Origin of the sequence: Marisediminitalea lipolytica, assembly GCF_001758465.1 — a bacterium.
GTDB classification, from domain to species: Bacteria; Pseudomonadota; Gammaproteobacteria; order Enterobacterales; family Alteromonadaceae; genus Alteromonas; species Alteromonas lipolytica.
The window spans coordinates 597,656-615,663 of the sequence record NZ_MJIC01000010.1 but is presented as its reverse complement, the minus strand read 5'-3'; the positions used below and the strand labels follow the sequence as shown (position 1 = coordinate 615,663).

At 49.9% G+C, this 18,008-nt stretch carries 15 protein-coding genes; 13 read left to right on the top strand and 2 right to left on the bottom strand.

Annotation, left to right across the window (positions count from 1 at the left end):
* Positions 1 to 12 precede the first annotated feature (12 nt).
* Positions 13 to 1,959 carry an ATP-dependent zinc metalloprotease FtsH gene (ftsH, locus tag BFC17_RS08215; RefSeq protein WP_070176282.1) on the bottom strand — a complete coding sequence of 649 codons (1,947 nt, stop codon included), beginning with the start codon at positions 1,957 to 1,959 and terminating at the stop codon, positions 13 to 15.
* Between the two features lie 629 nt (positions 1,960 to 2,588).
* Between ftsH and yhbY the strand changes: the two genes are divergently transcribed.
* Both yhbY and BFC17_RS08200 read left to right on the top strand, forming a co-directional pair.
* Positions 2,589 to 2,882 carry a ribosome assembly RNA-binding protein YhbY gene (gene yhbY, locus BFC17_RS08205; protein ID WP_070175956.1) on the top strand — a complete coding sequence of 98 codons (294 nt, stop codon included), beginning with the start codon at positions 2,589 to 2,591 and terminating at the stop codon, positions 2,880 to 2,882.
* Positions 2,883 to 2,966: 84 nt separating this feature from the next.
* A complete protein-coding gene (locus BFC17_RS08200; protein WP_070175955.1) occupies positions 2,967 to 3,743 on the top strand; it encodes an SDR family oxidoreductase in 777 nt (258 codons plus the stop codon).
* A gap of 34 nt (positions 3,744 to 3,777) precedes the next feature.
* Here BFC17_RS08200 and BFC17_RS08195 read toward each other — a convergent pair whose 3' ends face one another.
* Positions 3,778 to 6,189, bottom strand: a complete 2,412-nt coding sequence (locus tag BFC17_RS08195) for a Lon protease family protein (RefSeq protein ID WP_229680897.1) — start codon at positions 6,187 to 6,189, stop codon at positions 3,778 to 3,780.
* 112 nt (positions 6,190 to 6,301) lie between these two features.
* On the opposite strand from BFC17_RS08195, the gene BFC17_RS08190 reads away from it, so the two are divergent.
* The 11 genes from BFC17_RS08190 to BFC17_RS08140 all read left to right on the top strand — a co-directional run bounded on the left by BFC17_RS08190 (position 6,302) and on the right by BFC17_RS08140 (position 17,914).
* Positions 6,302 to 6,820, top strand: coding sequence for an SRPBCC family protein (locus BFC17_RS08190; RefSeq protein ID WP_070175953.1), 519 nt, complete (start codon positions 6,302 to 6,304; stop codon positions 6,818 to 6,820).
* A gap of 185 nt (positions 6,821 to 7,005) precedes the next feature.
* Positions 7,006 to 9,609 (top strand): leucine--tRNA ligase, encoded by a 2,604-nt coding sequence (gene leuS, locus BFC17_RS08185; protein WP_070175952.1) that lies wholly within the window; start codon positions 7,006 to 7,008, stop codon positions 9,607 to 9,609.
* Positions 9,609 to 10,127 carry an LPS-assembly lipoprotein LptE gene (locus tag BFC17_RS08180; protein ID WP_229680896.1) on the top strand — a complete coding sequence of 173 codons (519 nt, stop codon included), beginning with the start codon at positions 9,609 to 9,611 and terminating at the stop codon, positions 10,125 to 10,127. Before leuS ends, BFC17_RS08180 begins: the two co-directional genes overlap by 1 nt.
* 3 nt (positions 10,128 to 10,130) lie before the next feature.
* Positions 10,131 to 11,171, top strand: a complete 1,041-nt coding sequence (holA, locus tag BFC17_RS08175; RefSeq protein ID WP_070175951.1) for a DNA polymerase III subunit delta — start codon at positions 10,131 to 10,133, stop codon at positions 11,169 to 11,171.
* Positions 11,171 to 11,851, top strand: a complete 681-nt coding sequence (gene nadD, locus BFC17_RS08170; RefSeq protein WP_070175950.1) for a nicotinate-nucleotide adenylyltransferase — start codon at positions 11,171 to 11,173, stop codon at positions 11,849 to 11,851. The genes holA and nadD overlap by 1 nt, the downstream gene beginning before the upstream one ends.
* Positions 11,833 to 12,150, top strand: coding sequence for a ribosome silencing factor (gene rsfS, locus BFC17_RS08165; RefSeq protein WP_070175949.1), 318 nt, complete (start codon positions 11,833 to 11,835; stop codon positions 12,148 to 12,150). Before nadD ends, rsfS begins: the two co-directional genes overlap by 19 nt.
* A gap of 28 nt (positions 12,151 to 12,178) precedes the next feature.
* Positions 12,179 to 12,649, top strand: a complete 471-nt coding sequence (gene rlmH / locus BFC17_RS08160; RefSeq protein WP_070175948.1) for a 23S rRNA (pseudouridine(1915)-N(3))-methyltransferase RlmH — start codon at positions 12,179 to 12,181, stop codon at positions 12,647 to 12,649.
* Between the two features lie 3 nt (positions 12,650 to 12,652).
* Positions 12,653 to 14,560: a penicillin-binding protein 2 gene (gene mrdA / locus BFC17_RS08155; RefSeq protein WP_070175947.1), complete on the top strand. Its 1,908-nt coding sequence runs from the start codon at positions 12,653 to 12,655 to the stop codon at positions 14,558 to 14,560.
* Positions 14,557 to 15,672: a rod shape-determining protein RodA gene (rodA, locus tag BFC17_RS08150; RefSeq protein WP_070175946.1), complete on the top strand. Its 1,116-nt coding sequence runs from the start codon at positions 14,557 to 14,559 to the stop codon at positions 15,670 to 15,672. The genes mrdA and rodA overlap by 4 nt, the downstream gene beginning before the upstream one ends.
* Positions 15,672 to 16,592: a septal ring lytic transglycosylase RlpA family protein gene (locus BFC17_RS08145; protein WP_070175945.1), complete on the top strand. Its 921-nt coding sequence runs from the start codon at positions 15,672 to 15,674 to the stop codon at positions 16,590 to 16,592. Before rodA ends, BFC17_RS08145 begins: the two co-directional genes overlap by 1 nt.
* Positions 16,593 to 16,717: 125 nt before the next feature.
* Positions 16,718 to 17,914 carry a D-alanyl-D-alanine carboxypeptidase family protein gene (locus BFC17_RS08140; RefSeq protein ID WP_070175944.1) on the top strand — a complete coding sequence of 399 codons (1,197 nt, stop codon included), beginning with the start codon at positions 16,718 to 16,720 and terminating at the stop codon, positions 17,912 to 17,914.
* Positions 17,915 to 18,008 lie beyond the last annotated feature (94 nt).

Sequence of the window (18,008 nt, the reverse complement as noted above, 5' to 3'; positions counted from 1 at the left end):
ACGCAGGGCTGATTAGCCTGGCAGGTCGCCCGGCTTGCCTACAGAAGGTTTGTCTACACCATCATTAGTGATTTCACCTTCTTTGGCTGGCGCGCCACCGCTTGGCTTGTCACCGCTGGAAGGACGATCATCCCAGCCAGCAGGTGCACGCACATCGCGACGGGCCATCAAATCATCGATCTGCTTGGCATCAATGGTTTCATACTTCATTAACGCATCTTTCATTGAGTGCAGGATATCGATGTTGTCTTCGAGGATTTTCTGTGCACGCTCATAGTTGCGGTCGATAACCGATTTAATTTCGGCATCAATCGCCCGGGCAGTGTCATCAGACATATTGGATGCCTTAGACATTGATTTACCCAGGAACACTTCACCTTCTTCTTCGGCGTACAGCATTGGCCCCATTTTATCTGACAGGCCCCACTGAGTTACCATTTTACGGGCAATATCAGTCGCACGTTCAATGTCGTTAGAAGCACCGGTGGTGACCTTTTCTGAGCCGTAAATGATTTGCTCAGCCAGACGTCCGCCAAACAAGCTTGAAATCATGCTTTCAAGATGTTGCTTGGTATGACTTACCCGGTCTTGCTCTGGCAGGTACATGGTTACACCCAGTGCGCGACCACGTGGAATAATTGACACTTTATAAACCGGATCGTGCTCAGGCACCAGGCGACCCACAATAGCATGACCTGCTTCGTGGTAAGCCGTCATGGTCTTCTCTTCTTCCGACATAACCATGGACTTACGCTCTGACCCCATCATGATCTTGTCTTTGGCTTTTTCAAACTCTTCCATCGATACCAGACGACGGTTAGCACGCGCCGCGAACAATGCCGCTTCGTTCACCAGGTTAGCCAAATCAGCACCAGAGAAACCAGGCGTACCACGGGCAATCACTGATGGCTCTACATCATCCGCCACAGGCACTTTGCGCACGTGAACTTTAAGAATTTGCTCACGGCCACGAATGTCTGGCAACCCTACCACTACCTGACGGTCGAAACGACCAGGACGCAGTAATGCCGGATCCAGTACATCAGGACGGTTGGTTGCAGCAATAACGATAATGCCTTCGTGACCTTCAAACCCGTCCATTTCAACCAGCATCTGGTTAAGGGTTTGTTCGCGCTCGTCGTGACCACCGCCTAAACCAGCACCACGCTGACGGCCTACCGCATCAATCTCGTCGATAAAGATAATGCATGGCGCTGCCTTACGCGCTTGCTCAAACATGTCACGTACCCGGGATGCACCCACACCCACAAACATTTCAACAAAGTCAGAACCTGAAATGGTAAAGAATGGCACTTTTGCTTCACCCGCAATGGCTTTTGCCAGTAGCGTTTTACCGGTTCCCGGCGGACCCACCATTAATACGCCTTTCGGGATTTTACCGCCCAGTTTCTGGAATTTAGACGGATCACGCAGGAAGTCTACCAGTTCAGCCACGTCTTCTTTCGCTTCGTCACAACCCGCCACGTCGGCAAACGTTGTCTTAATTTGATCTTCGCTCAACAAACGGGCTTTGCTCTTACCGAATGACATGGCACCACGGCCACCGCCACCCTGCATCTGCCGCATAAAGAAGATCCACACTGCGATTAACAGCAGCATCGGGAACCAGGAAATGAAGATAGACGTCAGAATAGAAGGTTGCTCAGGCGGCTCACCCAGTACGCGTACGTCCTGTTTAACCAAATCTGAGATCAACTGATCGTCAAAATACGGAATGTAAGTTTTAAAGGTTTCACCAGAGCGCTTAACACCACGAATTTCGTTGTTATCGCTGCTGATGCGCACTTCACGAATAGTGCCCTGCTTTACTTCTTTTAAGAATGTGGTGTAGTCAGTTTGTGCCCGGCCCGACTCGCTGGGAGAAAAACTCTGGAAAACCGCCATCAGAACTACTGCGATTACCAACCACAAGATTAAGTTTTTTGCCATGTCGCTCAATGCTACTAACCTCTGTAAAAAATCATCCGGCCTGTTAATGACGCCAATTTGCGTCACCTGAAGCTGCCGGTGAGTGTCTCAAAAACGCGATACCTAAGCCTACTATACTTTATAGATGCTTGCTACCAAATACACTTCTGTCAGGCCCGTTGCGAACCGATTCTCCGCTCGTCTCCTGCTGGTTGTAAAGTTATCCCGGTTAACCGGAAATAACGCATTTACCTCCTTGCTGAAACACTGTGACTGCAAAACTCCCGCCAGGTTCAGGTCTATCTCAATCCAAAGTTGACACTGAATCCCGTATTCTTCCATGTACCTAGCTGCAATATTACAGGCGCCTGCCTCACTTCACTGTATAGCAAAAACGCCGTATTCCTGGTATCTACGTTTATTCAGCCAATTCTGTTCAAAAGCGGTAAATAAAAACCCAGGTGGAAAACATTTATGCATGTAACATCGTTCCCAACCGGATTGTTGTCAATAATGCGATGCTAATCAACGCTATCGACCCGCTGAATACGTCTTTTTTGTCTTTCCCACACATTGTCATTAGGATTGTAGTCGAGATGGCGTTAGAATACGTTTTTTCAAGACAGACTTTGAACTTAAATTGTAAGAAAAACTGAATAATGAAACTTTCTAATAAACAAAAGCAATTCCTGAAAGGCCTGGCCCACCCACTTAAACCGGTAGTGCAGCTTGGTGCCAATGGCTTAACTGAAGGCGTTTTAGCCGAAATCGACAGTGCACTTAATCACCACGAACTGATTAAAGTAAAAGTGCCTACAGATGATCGTGAAGAAAAAAGCCTGATTATGGAGGCCATCATCCGTGAGACCGCCAGCGAAAAATTACAGGTAATTGGTCATACCCTGATCCTCTACCGTCTCAGTGAAGAGTGTAAAATTCAGTTGCCAAAATAAGGTAAGCTGTCGCCATCCAATCATTCCCTTTCCGTAAACGTTAGGTAGAATTAATTTACATTCTAATAACATTACGGAATATCTATGCATTTAGCCAATCATACAGCTGTGATCACCGGTGGGTGTTCAGGGCTGGGCCTGGCGGTGGCTGAGGCTTTTTTTAACGCTGGGGCAAACCTGGTTCTGATCGATCTTAACGCAACGGCAGGAACTGAAAAGCAGGCGATTTTCGGTAACGAGCGGGCTTTATTCGTTCAGGCAGACGTCACCAGCGAACAAGCCATCGCTCAGGCTTTTGACAGTGCCGTGGCAAAATTTGGCCAGGTTCATTTTTGTGTAAACTGCGCTGGTGTTGCGCCCGCAGAACGTTTACTCAACCGCGATGGCTCCCCCGCCAGCCTGGCAAAATTTAATCAGACACTGGCAATCAACCTCTCTGGCACCTTTAATGTCGCTCGTTTGGCGGCTGCTAAAATGGCACTGAATGCACCGGACCCGGCTACTTCAGAGCGTGGCGTAATTATCAATACGGCGTCCATTGCGGGTTATGAAGGGCAAATCGGGCAAACGGCTTATGCCGCCAGTAAAGCGGGCATTATCGGACTTACTCTGCCTATGGCCAGGGATTTAGCCGCGTTGGGGATCAGAGTAAACAGCGTGGCACCGGGGGTAATGGGCACACCGTTACTTACGGCCATGCCCCAGGAGGTGCAGGACGCACTGGGCGCCACGGTGCCATTTCCCAAACGCCTGGGCCTGCCGGCAGAGTTTGCCAGTCTGGTGATGCATATCTGCGAAAACAGTTACATAAATGGCGAAACCCTGCGTCTGGATGGTGCACTGCGAATGCCCCCCAGGTAACACCAAAAACAGCAGGCTGTGCTGAGGTAGCCTGCTATTCTTCGCCACCATTCACGGTACAGGCGATCTGGTATAAACGCTTCACCGCTAAATCGTTAACGGTGTTCTTAGGATAGCGTCCCCGACTCGACAACACGCCGGCTTCTTTTTCCATTAACAGCTCCAGCGCATCATCCACAGTTTCCACGCTGTAAATAGCAAACTGGCCTTTTTTCACCGCTTCGACCACCGCTTTATCCAACACCAGATGACGCACATTGGATTTGGGAATAATCACCCCCTGCTCGCCATTTAAACCCCGGTGCTGACAGACATCGAAGAAGCCTTCGATTTTCTCATTAACCCCGCCTACTGCCTGAACCTCACCATACTGATTGATGGAGCCGGTTATGGCCAGCGACTGGCTGGCGGGAATATCAGTAATCGCTGAAATAAGGGCAACCAGTTCGCCTAACGACGCACTGTCACCATCGATATGCCCATAGGACTGTTCAAGGGCAATATTGGCCGACACAGTCAACGGAAAAGACTGCGCATACTTATTACCCAGATAACCGGTTAACAGCAGTACCCCTTTAGAGTGAATGGGCTGGCCCAGCTCCACTTCACGTTCGATATCAACCACACCACTGGCACCGGCATACACCGTTGAGGTGATCCTTGCCGGTGTTCCAAAGGCCGTGTCGCCAATGTCCATCACGGTCAGGCCATTCACTTTACCAATGGCTTTTCCTTCTGTCGCAATCAGGACCTGCCCTTCTTTGATATCATTAAGCAACGAGGTACTTACCCGGCCGGTACGGCGTTTTTTCGCCATCAGGGCGGAATTTAAGTGCCCTAAATCAAGTTCGGTGTCACCCACTTTTACGCAAAAATAATGGGCTTCGTTGAGCAGCTCGATAACATCCGCAAAATGGGCAGACAGTTTTTCCTGGTGCTCGGCCATACGCAGCGAATACTCCACCAACCGGCACATGGCTGGTGACGTAATGCCGGTCAGACCCAGCTGCAGAATTTTCTTGCGGACCCGGCCCACAAAATCAAACAAATTTTGCCGTGTGGCACTGATCTCATGGTCAAAATCTACCAGCACCCGGAAAAGCTCATTAAATTCCGAGTCATAATCCTGCAAGGTATAATAAAGCTCGCGGGAACCCATCAGGATCACTTTGACTTTTAAATCGATAGCCTGGGGCATCAGTGTCATGGCACTGGTCATGCCCACATCCTGCTGCGGCAAATCCATTTTCAGTTTGCCAAACTTTATCGCCAGCTTAAGGGCGTCCCAAACATAGGGCTGGTGTAACAGCTGGTCAGCATCCAACAACAAATACCCGCCGTTAGCACGATGCAACGCACCAGGCCGAATCATTTTATAGTTGGTGTACATAGAGCCGCCCACATGGGTATATTCGATGACACCAAATAAATTCTGATAGGTCGGATTAGGTTCGTAAACCACTGGTGCGCCACTGTCCAGACTGTGGGCGCATACCACGTTAGGCAAAAAGTGTTCTTCCAGCAACTCGCGACGATCCCTTTCATCCAGCTTTTCTGCTTTGGGATCTTCGGTTAAAAACGCCACTACTGCTTCAATTAAATGGGATTTTAACTGTCTGAGATGCTTGAGCACCCCCAAATCGCCGGCATATTTATGCTCCAGCTCTTTCAGCAAGGGGCGAATACCGTGCTCAGCGGTATCCCGGTTAAGTTTACGTAACTGTTCAGAGTTTTCCCGCTTCCACACCGGTAAAGACAACAAACTCTCACTCAGGCGGTTTTCCAGCTCTCCGATAAGCTGGTAAAAGCTGTCCTGCTGTTCTTCAGTCAGTTGCGCAAATTCGCTGTCGTCCACGGGCCGGTTATTGACTATTGGCAGGAAACTGACAGTACCGTCTTCCTCATGCATCGCAACCGAATTAGCCAGCGCAAAACGCTCTACGCTATTGATGGCTTCATCATATTTTTGCTCGAATGTTCTGCCAATAGCGGCTTTTTTGCGCTGATATCCTGGGTTGTCAAAGGCGGCCGGAAAGGTATCGAGCAATTCGTCCACCAGATTTGCCATGTCTTTGGCAAACTCTTTGGCTCCCCCTGGATGCATGCGTAATACCAGTGGTTCGCGCTCTTCCTCAAAGTTATTAATAAAACACCAGTCATCCGGAGTTGCCAGCTTACTGACGTGACGCTCGATATATTCCTTAACCAGGGTAAAACGCCCGGTAGCATGTTCACCCATGACATACAGGTTGTAGCCTGTAGAGTTAATATTTAAACCAAAAGTCAGCGCTTCGCGGGCCCGCTCCTGACCTATAAAGGTGGAATTTAATGCGGCATCGTCCTTTAACGCCTGATTGATGGCACGACGATTAATATTGGGGGTGAGCTGTGTGGCAGGTAACCGCTCCCAGGTCATAGCTGTATTCTTCTTTATTTTATCTCTCATTACAGTGAATCCTGATTCCCCCTGCCTGTCAAACCCTAAACTTGTGTTTGCCCAAATTACATACTAGCCTTGCTCAACGATTAATCAGCTACCATTGTGGAATTCAATTTTCATGCGATATCTTGCTCTAGTAATGCTGTTTGCTGTTTCAGCCTGTCTTGCCGAAACCAAAGTAGTAGCGGTCAGTGACAGCGGATTTATTATCGAAAATACAGCCACAATAAACGCGTTGCCCGATACCGTCTGGCAAGCACTGGTTAACGATGTGGATAGCTGGTGGCCCAAGGACCATAGCTGGTGGGGAGATGAAGGCCGGTTTAGTATAGAACCCCTGACGGGAGGTTGCTTTTGTGAAACCGCGCAAAACCGATCTGCCCAGCATATGCAAATAGTTTTTGTTGAGCCAGGTAAATTGCTGCGTATGTCCGGCGGGCTTGGACCATTGCAGGGCATGGGGGTTTACGGCGCGTTAGACTGGCAGTTTACCGAAAATGGCACTAAAACCCGCATTACTCTTACCTATCGGGTCCAGGGATTCTACCCCGAGGGTTTTGCTGAACTTGCTCCAATTGTGGCTCAGGTACAGGGGATTCAGCTGCAAGCCCTGGTTGATTTTATCAATAACGATTAAATTACGGCCAATTAACACAATTATTCCGCTTCATTGCGCTATGGCTATTGTGAGATACCGGACCGCTAAGTTATTCTATGGGGTTATTATACCCATAACATGCAGGTAGCGGTATTTAAGCGATTTTTCCACTCGCGCTGCCAGCACAGTTGTTTAAGTTAAAATAAAGCGGAAGCCTCAGGTAAATGGCCGAAAATCAGTATAATCCACAAGAAATAGAAAGTGCTGTTCAGCAGCACTGGCAAGACACTAATGCATTTAAGGTCGAGGAAGATCCTGGCAAAGAAAAATTCTACTGCCTGTCGATGTTCCCCTACCCAAGTGGTCGCCTCCACATGGGTCACGTTCGTAACTATACCATTGGTGATGTGATCAGCCGTTTCCAACGCATGCAAGGCAAAAATGTACTGCAACCGATGGGTTGGGACGCCTTTGGCCTGCCTGCTGAAAACGCCGCTATAAACAATAATACAGCGCCGGCAAAGTGGACCTACTCTAATATCGATTATATGAAAAACCAGCTTAAGTCGCTGGGTTTCGGTTATGACTGGGATCGCGAAGTCACTACCTGTAAAGCCGATTACTACCGTTGGGAACAGTGGTTCTTCACTCGTCTTTACGAAAAAGGCCTGGTTTATAAAAAGAACTCCACGGTTAACTGGGATCCGGTAGACCAGACTGTACTGGCCAACGAGCAGGTTATCGACGGTCGCGGCTGGCGTTCAGGTGCAGTAGTCGAGCAAAAAGAAATCCCCCAGTGGTTTATTAAAATCACCGATTACGCCGAAGAGTTATTGCAGGATTTAGAACAGCTGGAAGACTGGCCTGAGCAAGTCCGCGCGATGCAGGCCAACTGGATTGGCCGCTCAGAAGGTGTAGAGATCACCTTCCAGCTGGCGGAAGAAGTTAACGGGGTTAGCGATTTAACGGTTTACACTACCCGTCCGGATACCTTTATGGGGGTAACTTACGTTGCCGTTGCTGCCCAGCATCCGCTGGCAGAGGCTGCCGCGCAAAACAATGCCGAAGTCGCTGCATTTATCGACGAGTGCAGAAACACCAAGGTTGCCGAAGCCGAACTGGCCACCATGGAGAAAAAAGGCTTCGCCACTGGCTTTAGTGTTATTCACCCATTAACCGGTGAACAGGTGCCGGTGTGGATAGCTAACTTTGTATTAATGGATTATGGCTCAGGCGCAGTAATGGCTGTACCGGGTCACGACCAGCGCGACTGGGAATTCGCAACCCGTTACGCGTTACCCATCAAACAGGTCATTCAGCCGCTTGAAGGCAGTAATACAGATTGTGATTTAAGTGTTGCTGCCTTTACCGAAAAAGGTGTGTTGGTCAATTCTCAGGACTTTGACGGCCTTGAGTTTGACGCCGCTTTTAATGGCATAGCCGACAAACTGGTAGAACTTGGCTGTGGTCAGCGTAAAGTTAACTACCGCCTGCGTGACTGGGGGGTGAGCCGTCAGCGTTACTGGGGCGCGCCCATTCCGATGTTAAATCTGGAAAACGGCGAATCAGTGCCTGTGCCGGCTGATCAACTGCCGGTTGTTCTGCCAGAAGATGTGGAAATGAACGGCGTTACCTCGCCTATCAAAGCCGACCCTGAATGGGCAAAAACCACTTATAACGGCGAAGCAGCCCTGCGCGAAACCGACACTTTCGATACCTTCATGGAGTCATCCTGGTATTACGCCCGTTACAGCTGCGCAAATACTGAAGATGCTATGTTGGACCCGGCTAAAGCTAACTACTGGCTGCCGGTTGATCAGTACGTAGGTGGTATCGAGCATGCTATCCTGCACCTGTTGTACTCACGTTTTTATCACAAACTGTTACGCGATGAAGGCCTGGTGGAGTCTGATGAACCCTACAAACGTTTGTTATGTCAGGGCATGGTATTAGCGGATTCCTATTACAGCGAAGACGAAAAAGGCAAGAAAACCTGGTACTCACCTACTGAAGTGTCTACCGAGAAAGACGACAAAGGCCGTATCGTAAAAGCCTGGCTGACAGCTGATAATACGCCGGTACAGCACGGCGGTATGACCAAGATGTCGAAGTCTAAAAATAACGGTATCGATCCGCAGCAGGTCATCGACCAGTATGGTGCCGACACCGTGCGCTTATTCACCATGTTCGCTGCGCCACCAGAGCAAACCCTGGAATGGGTGGATTCAGGTGTAGAAGGCGCTAACCGTTTCTTGCGCCGGGTGTGGCGACTGGTTACAGAACACCTTGACGCAGGCACGCCGGCAGCGCTGGATGTCAAAGCGCTGGATAAATCACAGCAGGCATTACGCCGTGAAGTGCACAAAACGATTGAAAAAGTCAGTGATGATTTGGGTCGTCGCCAAACCTTCAACACCGCTGTTGCCGCCATTATGGAGCTGCTGAATCACCTGCAAAAGGCACCGCAGGAATCAGCTCAGGATATCGCCTTAATGCGCGAAGCAGTTAACAGCATTGTATTACTGCTTAATCCAATTACACCGCATATCTGTCATCATATGTGGTCGCTGTTAGGTCACAGCGATAGCATTGAGACCGCGCCATGGCCAGTAGCGGATAAAGACGCGCTGGTTGAAGATGAGAAGATGATCATCGTGCAGGTTAATGGCAAGCTGCGGGCCAAAATCACCGTGGCAGCCAGCGCGACTAAGGAAGAACTGGAGCAACTGGCCAAAGACCAGCCCAACGTCCAGCAATTTATCGAAGGTAAAACAACCCGCAAAGTGATTGTGGTACCCGGTAAGCTGGTCAATATCGTTGCTAACTGATGCGTCATTTTACGATGATTCGTCAGCTGCTAACCGTTTTGATAACCACACTGGCGTTAGCCAGCTGTGGTTTTCATTTACGCAGTGACAAGGCCTTACCAAGTAACACTGACTACCTGTTAGTGCAGGCATCCAGTCAGAGTGCGTTGCTGGTTCGGGCCCTTGAAAAACGTATGACTGTGTATCGCATCGACGGCGGCAGCAGCGCCGATCCGGCTAAACAGGCAAGTACCATCACGATACAACTGGAACCAGAACAGCTTAATCGCCGTTTATTGTCGGTGTTTGCTACCGGTCAGGTGGCAGAATACGAACTCATCTATGGCGTGCGTTATACTGTCGTTTTCCCTGATGGCGAAGCACTTAAGACTTCGTTTGAAGTACTGCGGGAATACCAGGACGACCCTGATCAGGTACTGGCCAAATCACGCGAACTTAATCTGGTCCTCAGCGAAATGCGCCTGGAAGCAGCAGACCGTATTATTCGTCTGTTATCCAGCCAGTACGCCGGAAAGTAACCCGTGCAGGTTTATCCCGATCGCTTTACTCAATCACTCAGAGATGGCCTGAAAGGCTGTTATCTGGTGTTCGGTGATGAGCCTCAGCAAAAGTTTGAAATCTTACAGGCACTGCGAACCACGGCAAAACAAGCCGGGTTTGAAGAACGCACAGTGCTGGTGGCTGACGGCGAATTCAGCTGGTCCAGACTGATAGACGCGACTCAAAGCATGTCGTTATTTGCCGCCAGACAACTGATTGAACTGGAACTCCCCACCGGCAAGCCCGGTACTGAGGGTGCCGGTATCTTAACCGAGCTGGCCAGTACGTTGTCTGTCGATACCTTGCTGATTATTCACGGGCCGCGGATTGGTAAGGATGTACAAAAAACCAAATGGTTTAAAGCCCTGGATGCCACAGGCGTATTTACTCTGTGCTACCCGCTGGAAGGCAATCAGTTGCACAAGTGGATCCAACAGCGTCTGCAGGGCGAAGGGTTTCAGTTTACGCCGGCCAGCGTCAAGCTCATTGCCGATTTTAGCGAAGGTAACCTGATGGCTGCCGCGCAGGAAATCGAAAAGCTTAGTCTGGCCTACCCTGACAAACAGTTAAATGAAGAACGCCTGGCCAGTGCACTGGTAGACCAATCACGATTTAACGTGTTTCAGTTAGTCGATATTATGTTGCAGGGTGATCGCAATCGCTGTGTCAAAATTCTGCAACGCCTTGAGAGCGAAGGTATAGAGCCAAACATCATCATCTGGGCCCTGATCCGCGAATGGCAAACCCTGTGGAAGCTCAACCATTTGCAGCAAACCGGGCAAACGATTACCTGGCCCAGGCTGGGGATATGGAAGAATCGACAGGGGTATTATCAGCAGGCCATGCAACGACTCAGTAAAAATGAGTTAACTGCCATCGGTGAGCAGCTCAGTGAAGCAGACTTGTTGTTTAAGCAAACAACGGTCATTCGCCCCTATATTAAATTGTGCCATCTCTGCCTGCTTTTTACCGGCGTACCGCTGGCGCATATGGCCTTTGCTGAAAGTGCAGATTTAAGCTGATGCGGGCGTTACTGGGAGGCACCTTCAATCCACCGCATCAGGGGCATATTAATGCGGGGCTTGAGGCAATTACAGCGATTGGCGTAGACCGACTGGGCTTGCTGCCTTGTAAACTGCCTCCGCATAAAACAGCCCCGCAGACGGATACACAACATCGCCTGGCAATGCTGGAACTGGAGTGTGAGAACGAACCGAGACTCTATGTGGAGCCGCTGGAACTGTCGTTACCAGCGCCCTCATATACGCTAAAAACCTTACAGCATTTACGCACAAGGTATGGTGACGCACCATTGTTTTTTCTGTTGGGCGAAGATTCACTGTATAATCTGCCCAGCTGGTATCAATGGCAATCACTGACCGATTACTGCCATATCGTGGTTATGAGAAGACCCGCCAGCCCGGGTAAGCCGGATGAACAATTACAGGCATGGCTGGATACCCATAAAAGTGATCAGCTGGCGGATTTTCACCGCCTGCCCGCCGGGTTAGTTTACATAACAGAGAGTCAGGATTACGCGGTGTCTTCCACCCTGTTACGTAATGCTCTGGCAACAAATCAAACCAGTAGCAGTGTCGTGACCGACTGGCTAAACCCGGCAGTCCTGCACTATATTAAACAACATGAGTTATATGGCACCACAGGTGTCAGCGAGGAGACCTTTTGCAACACGAGCAGCTAAAAGCCTTTATCCTGGATAAAATCGACGATATGAAAGGACGGGATATTGTTGAATTAGACGTCAAGGGAAAATCAACGGTAACTGACACTATGGTAATTTGTTCGGGTAATTCCAAACGCCATGTCAGTTCTATTGCCGAACACGTACAGCTGGAAGCCAAACACGCCGGTCACGCCCCGTTAAGTGTGGAAGGAAAAGAAACCGGTGAATGGGTGTTAGTCGACCTCGGTGAAATCATCGTGCATGTTATGCAGGATGAAGCGCGGGACTTTTATCAGTTAGAGAAACTGTGGGGTTAACCCTTAATCGACACGGAGTTAGTTAGCTGTGCGCATACAGGTTATTGCAGTAGGCAATAAAATGCCTGACTGGGTAAACACGGGTACCAACGAATTTCTACGCCGTTTTCCCGCCGATATGCCGGTTTCATTTACCGAAATCGCGCCCGGTAAACGGGGTAAAAACGCCGATATCAAACGTATCCTGCAAAAGGAAGGCGAGGCCATGATTGCCGCCATCGGCAAATCAGACAAAGTCGTTACGCTGGAAGTGACCGGCAAGCCCTGGGACACCCCTACCCTTGCCCGTCAGCTGGACAGCTGGAAAATGGACGGTCGCGATATCAGCCTGCTGATTGGCGGGCCGGAAGGGCTGGATCCGGCATGCTGTGCGCTGGCGGAACAGCGCTGGTCTTTGTCACCTTTAACATTGCCCCACCCGTTAGTCCGTATTATTGTGGCAGAGTCCTTATACCGGGCGTGGTCGGTTACCCAAAACCATCCGTATCACCGGGAATAATGCATGCCCATTAAGCGCCAGACCATCCGCGATCATACCGCTGAGGCTAATTTATTTGCCCGCCGCGCCGTGATCGCCGGTCTTATTGTTATATTGCTGTTAGCCATGGTAGTGAGCAACCTGTATTACCTGCAGGTAAAGCACTTTGACGACTATCAGACCCGTTCTAATGGCAATCGCATTAAAGTGCTGCCTATTGCACCGAATCGCGGCCTGATTTACGACCGCAACGGCGTTTTGCTGGCTGAAAACAGACCCGTCTACAGTCTCGAAATCGTGCCCGAGCAAGTGGACAACCTGGATGACACTCTTAGTCAGTTGCAAACGCTGATGGGGATCACCGACGAGGAAGTCGAAGACTTCAGACAAGCCCTGCGCCGTCAGCGCCGGTTTAAACCGGTTGCTCTGCGCAGCAGGTTAAGCGAAGAGGAAGTTGCGCGGTTTGCCAGTCGCAGTCATCGCTTTCCGGGCGCTTCTATTGAAGCCCGGCTGGCGCGCTATTACCCCTATCAGGATACCCTGACCCATGCCCTCGGTTATGTGTCTAAAATCAACAAAAAAGACCTGCAAAAAATCCAGGTGGCCGGGCAAGAAGCCAACTATGCTGCAACCTACGACATCGGTAAGCTTGGCATAGAAAAATACCACGAAGATATTTTACACGGCAAAGTGGGCTATCAGCAGGTAGAAGTGAACAGTCAGGGACGCATCATTCGCACCCTGGACGTCGAACCGCCGACCCCAGGCCGGGATATTGTCCTGAATATCGACATTCGACTGCAACTGGCCGCCCAGGAGGCACTGAAAGAGCAGCGTGGCACCGTAATTATTTCCTCGGCACTCACCGGCGGCATTCTGGCCATGTATTCCAATCCGGGTTACGACCCTAATCTGTTTGTCCACGGCATCAGCAGTAAAAACTATTCGGCCCTGCTTAACTCACCGGATCGCCCGTTAATCAACCGGGCGACCCAGGGTCAGTATCCTCCGGCCTCAACGGTTAAACCCCTGTTGGGTTTACTTGGCCTGGAAACCAACACGGTAACCCAGGAGTACACGATTAAAGATACCGGACAATACCGCTTACCTAATGTAACTCACGTTTGGCGCGACTGGCGTAAATGGGGTCATGGCGATGTTGATTTAGCCAAAGCCATCGAAGTTTCCTGCGACACCTATTTTTATGAGCTGGCTTATGAGATGGGAATCGATAAAATCAGCGACTACATGTCTGAATTTGGTTTTGGTGATTATACCGGGATAGATTTGTATGAAGAAAGTGACGCCAACCTACCCAGCCGTGGCTGGAAACAAGCCCGCTTTAACCAGCCCTGGTATATAGGTGACACCATTGCCGTGGGTATCGGTCAGGGGTACTGGACCATTACCCCCATTCAACTGATCCATGCCACTAACGCCCTGGTTAATTACGGCGCTCGTTTCGTCCCGCAGATTTTACAGGGATACCGTAACGCTGATGGCCAGCTTACCCCCGAACAACTCAAGTTTTTGCGTCCCATCGAGATTGTTAATCAGGATAACTGGGATGCCGTTCAGCATGCCATGTACGAAGTGGTAAACGGCGAATACGGCGGCGCTCGCTTTGCCTTCGCCAAAACCCCCTACATTTCGGCCGGTAAGACTGGTACAGCTCAGTTATTCTCGGTAGCACAGGGAGAAGAATACGATGCCGAAAAAGTCGATGAGCGCCTGCGGGATAACGCTATGTATGTCGGCTACGCCCCCTATGATAAACCCGAGATAACTGTAGCAGTTGTGCTGGAGAACGCCGGTGGTGGCAGTAAAAATGCGGCCCCGATTGCCCGTCAGATGATGGATGCTTATTTTAGACTGTATCAGCCGGAACTCTTTGCCAGTCAATCCGCTAACAATGGAGAACCAGGGCATTGAAACGCAGTACCATAAAAGAGAATCACTTCAGCATTTGGGATCGATTTCACATTGATATTCCCCTCATGCTCGGCCTGCTGGTGTTAATGGGCGTTGGTTTAGTGACCATCTATTCAGCCGGCGGCCAGGACATGGCACTCATCGAGCGCCAGATGGTGCGCCTGGGCATTGCGCTGGGCGTAATGGTGGTGCTGGCTCAGGTACCGCCAATGGCCTTTCGGCGCCTGAGTATCTACGCCTATGGCGCGGGGATATTAATGCTGATCGGGGTACTGGTGTTTGGTGATGTAGGCAAAGGTGCACAGCGCTGGCTGGATTTGGGATTCGTCCGCTTTCAACCTTCTGAAGCCATGAAACTGGCAGTACCCATGATGGTAGCCTGGTATATCAGTAAATTTACCCTTCCGCCCCACCTGCCACAAATACTAATCAGTTTTACGCTGGTGTTCGTTCCTACAATCTTAATTGCCAAACAACCTGATCTGGGTACCTCGCTACTCATTGCCAGCTCCGGTATTTTTGCTATATTTCTGGCCGGAATGAGCTGGCGCCTGATCACCATTGTGGCCGGATTGGGCGGTGCGTTTCTGCCGATCATGTGGTTTTTCCTGATGCAGGATTATCAAAAGCAACGGGTCATCACCTTTATGAACCCGGAAAGTGACCCACTGGGCTCTGGTTACCACATTATCCAGTCCAAAATCGCCATCGGCTCTGGTGGTCTGGAAGGCAAAGGCTGGCTCCAGGGCACACAATCACAGCTGGAATTTTTGCCCGAGCGGCACACTGACTTTATTTTTGCGGTATTCAGCGAAGAGTTTGGTCTCACCGGGGTATTGATTCTGCTCGCCATATATTTATTTATCATTGTGCGGGGGTTAATGCTGGCAGTACGCGCGCAGAATGCCTACAGCAAGCTGTTGGCGGGAAGTATCACCCTCACCTTTTTTGTTTATGTGTTTGTTAACATGGGCATGGTATCCGGTATTCTGCCGGTGGTAGGAGTCCCCTTGCCTTTAGTCAGTTACGGCGGCACCTCGATGGTGACATTGCTGGCCGGATTTGGCATTCTTATGGGCATTGGTACTCAAAAACGGCTGTTATCGCGGTAATGACACGGTCTTCATTAGTTATTTCGCTTTGCACATTGGCGCTGCTTACGGGTTGTCAGGCTCCTTCACGCTATAGTCAGGCGCAGGACTCGGCGCCGGATTTCGTTTATGACGAACCAGATATGCAGGATGCCACGCCTCGTTACGAACCTTATCGCGAACAAAATAACCTGCCCTATGAAGTGTTTGGCGAGTCATACACACCATTATTGTCTGGTAAAGGCTATACCGCCGAAGGTTTTGCCTCCTGGTACGGACAAAAATTTCATGGCCATATCACCTCCAACGGTGAAGTGTACGATATGTTTGGTATGACGGCGGCGCACAAAACCCTGCCCTTGCCGTCCTATGTAAAAGTGACCAATCTTGACAATAAGCGGGCAGCGATTGTGCGGGTCAACGACCGTGGTCCGTTTCATTCCGAACGTATCATCGATTTATCCTACGCTGCCGCCAAAAAACTCGGCTTTCACCAGCATGGAACCACCCGGGTAAAACTGGAAGTCATTCATGTGGACCAGCAGGATATGGTAACTGTTGGTACCCAGGCGCCGGTACCCTATGCGCTGTTTGCAGGCGAGTTACCTGAAGAACAAAGTTTGCAGGCAGCCAGTCAACCCGCTGAGATACCAGCGAATGACGAGGTCAGTCCACAACAACCAACCGCAGTAACAAAAGCTCAGGCGGCGTCTCAGGGCTATTACATCCAGGTGGCGGCGCTAACCGATATTCAGCGAGCCCGTCAGCTCTCAAATGGACTGTCGTCACTCTATCAGGTACCTGCGGAGTTTCCGTTAATCAATGATATTTACCGTCTGCGCTTAGGACCACTCACCGACCGTTTCAAACTCAACATGTTATTAGAAGAGCTCAAACAAAATGGCTATCCAGGCGCGTATAAGATAGCCGCCAATTTGTAGGCGTAATAATTACGCTGTGGTTATTGAAATTAAACTTTTTGCCCCGACTCTAGTCCAAGCTTGCGGCATACGTTAAAATGCCCCCGATACAACCGATTTTCGCTTTCAACACAAACGGTAGATACATGCATACTATAATAAAGCGCGCTAAACCGTCATTCACCTCTTCTTTGCTCTTTGGCATTGTGCTGTCACTCGCCAGCGTTTGCTGGCAGTTGGCCAGGGCAGCAGTCGTGATCCCTCCACCACCCAGTGTGGCCGCCTCCGGCTTTGTTTTACTGGACTACGAAACCGGCACCAGCATTGCAGAACAAAATGCTGATATGCAGCTTGCCCCTGCCAGTCTGACTAAGATCATGACCGTTTATGTTATCGGTAAGGAAATTCAGGCGGGTAATATTTCGTTAGATGACGAAGTGAAAATTTCTGAGAATGCATGGGCCAAGAACTTCCCGGATTCGTCCAAAATGTTTATTGAAGTGGGTACCATAGTAACTGTGCATGACCTGCTACGAGGCATTATCGTGCAGTCTGGTAACGATGCCTGTGTTGCCATGGCAGAACATATTGCCGGTTCAGAGAGCGCGTTTGCCAGTATGATGAATGCCCACGCAGCAAACTTGGGCATGACAGCCAGCCATTTTGTTAATGCTCACGGCCTGCACGATCCGGATCACTACACCTCACCACGCGACATGGCCAACCTGTCCCGGGCGCTGGTGGAAGAAACGCCTGAGATGTACAAAATTTACAGCGAGAAAGAATTTACTTACAACGGTATTAAGCAATATAACCGTAACAGCCTGCTGTGGGACCAGAGTCTGAACGTAGACGGCATTAAAACCGGCCATACCTCAGATGCCGGTTATTCTTTGATTACCTCTGCCACACAGGGTGACATGCGTCTTATCTCTGTCGTGATGGGCACTGAAAGCGAGCGAGCCCGTAAGGAAGAGAACAAAAAACTGCTGCGCTATGGTTTCCGTTTTTATGAAACGGTAACCCCATACAAAGCAGGCGACAGCTTTGTTTCGCACCGGATCTACATGGGTGATCGCGATACTGTGGACCTGGGCATTAATCAGTCCACACCAATTACTATCCCTCGTGGACAAGTGGCCAATTTAGAGGCTAACTTTGAATTAGATAAAAACCTGGAAGCCCCACTGGCCAAAGGTGAAGTCGTGGGTACGCTGTATCTGCAACTGGATGGTGAAGATGTCGCGCAATACCCCCTGGTAACATTACAGGAAGTGAAAGAAGGCGGCATGTTTGATCAATTAATGGATTATATTACCCTGAAACTGGGCCTTAACGATTAACGCCGCGTAATAGCGTTCAATACCACCGGAATACCACGGGGTAATCTGGTGAAGCATGGCACGAATTGGTAAAATTCGTGCCGTGATATTTTTG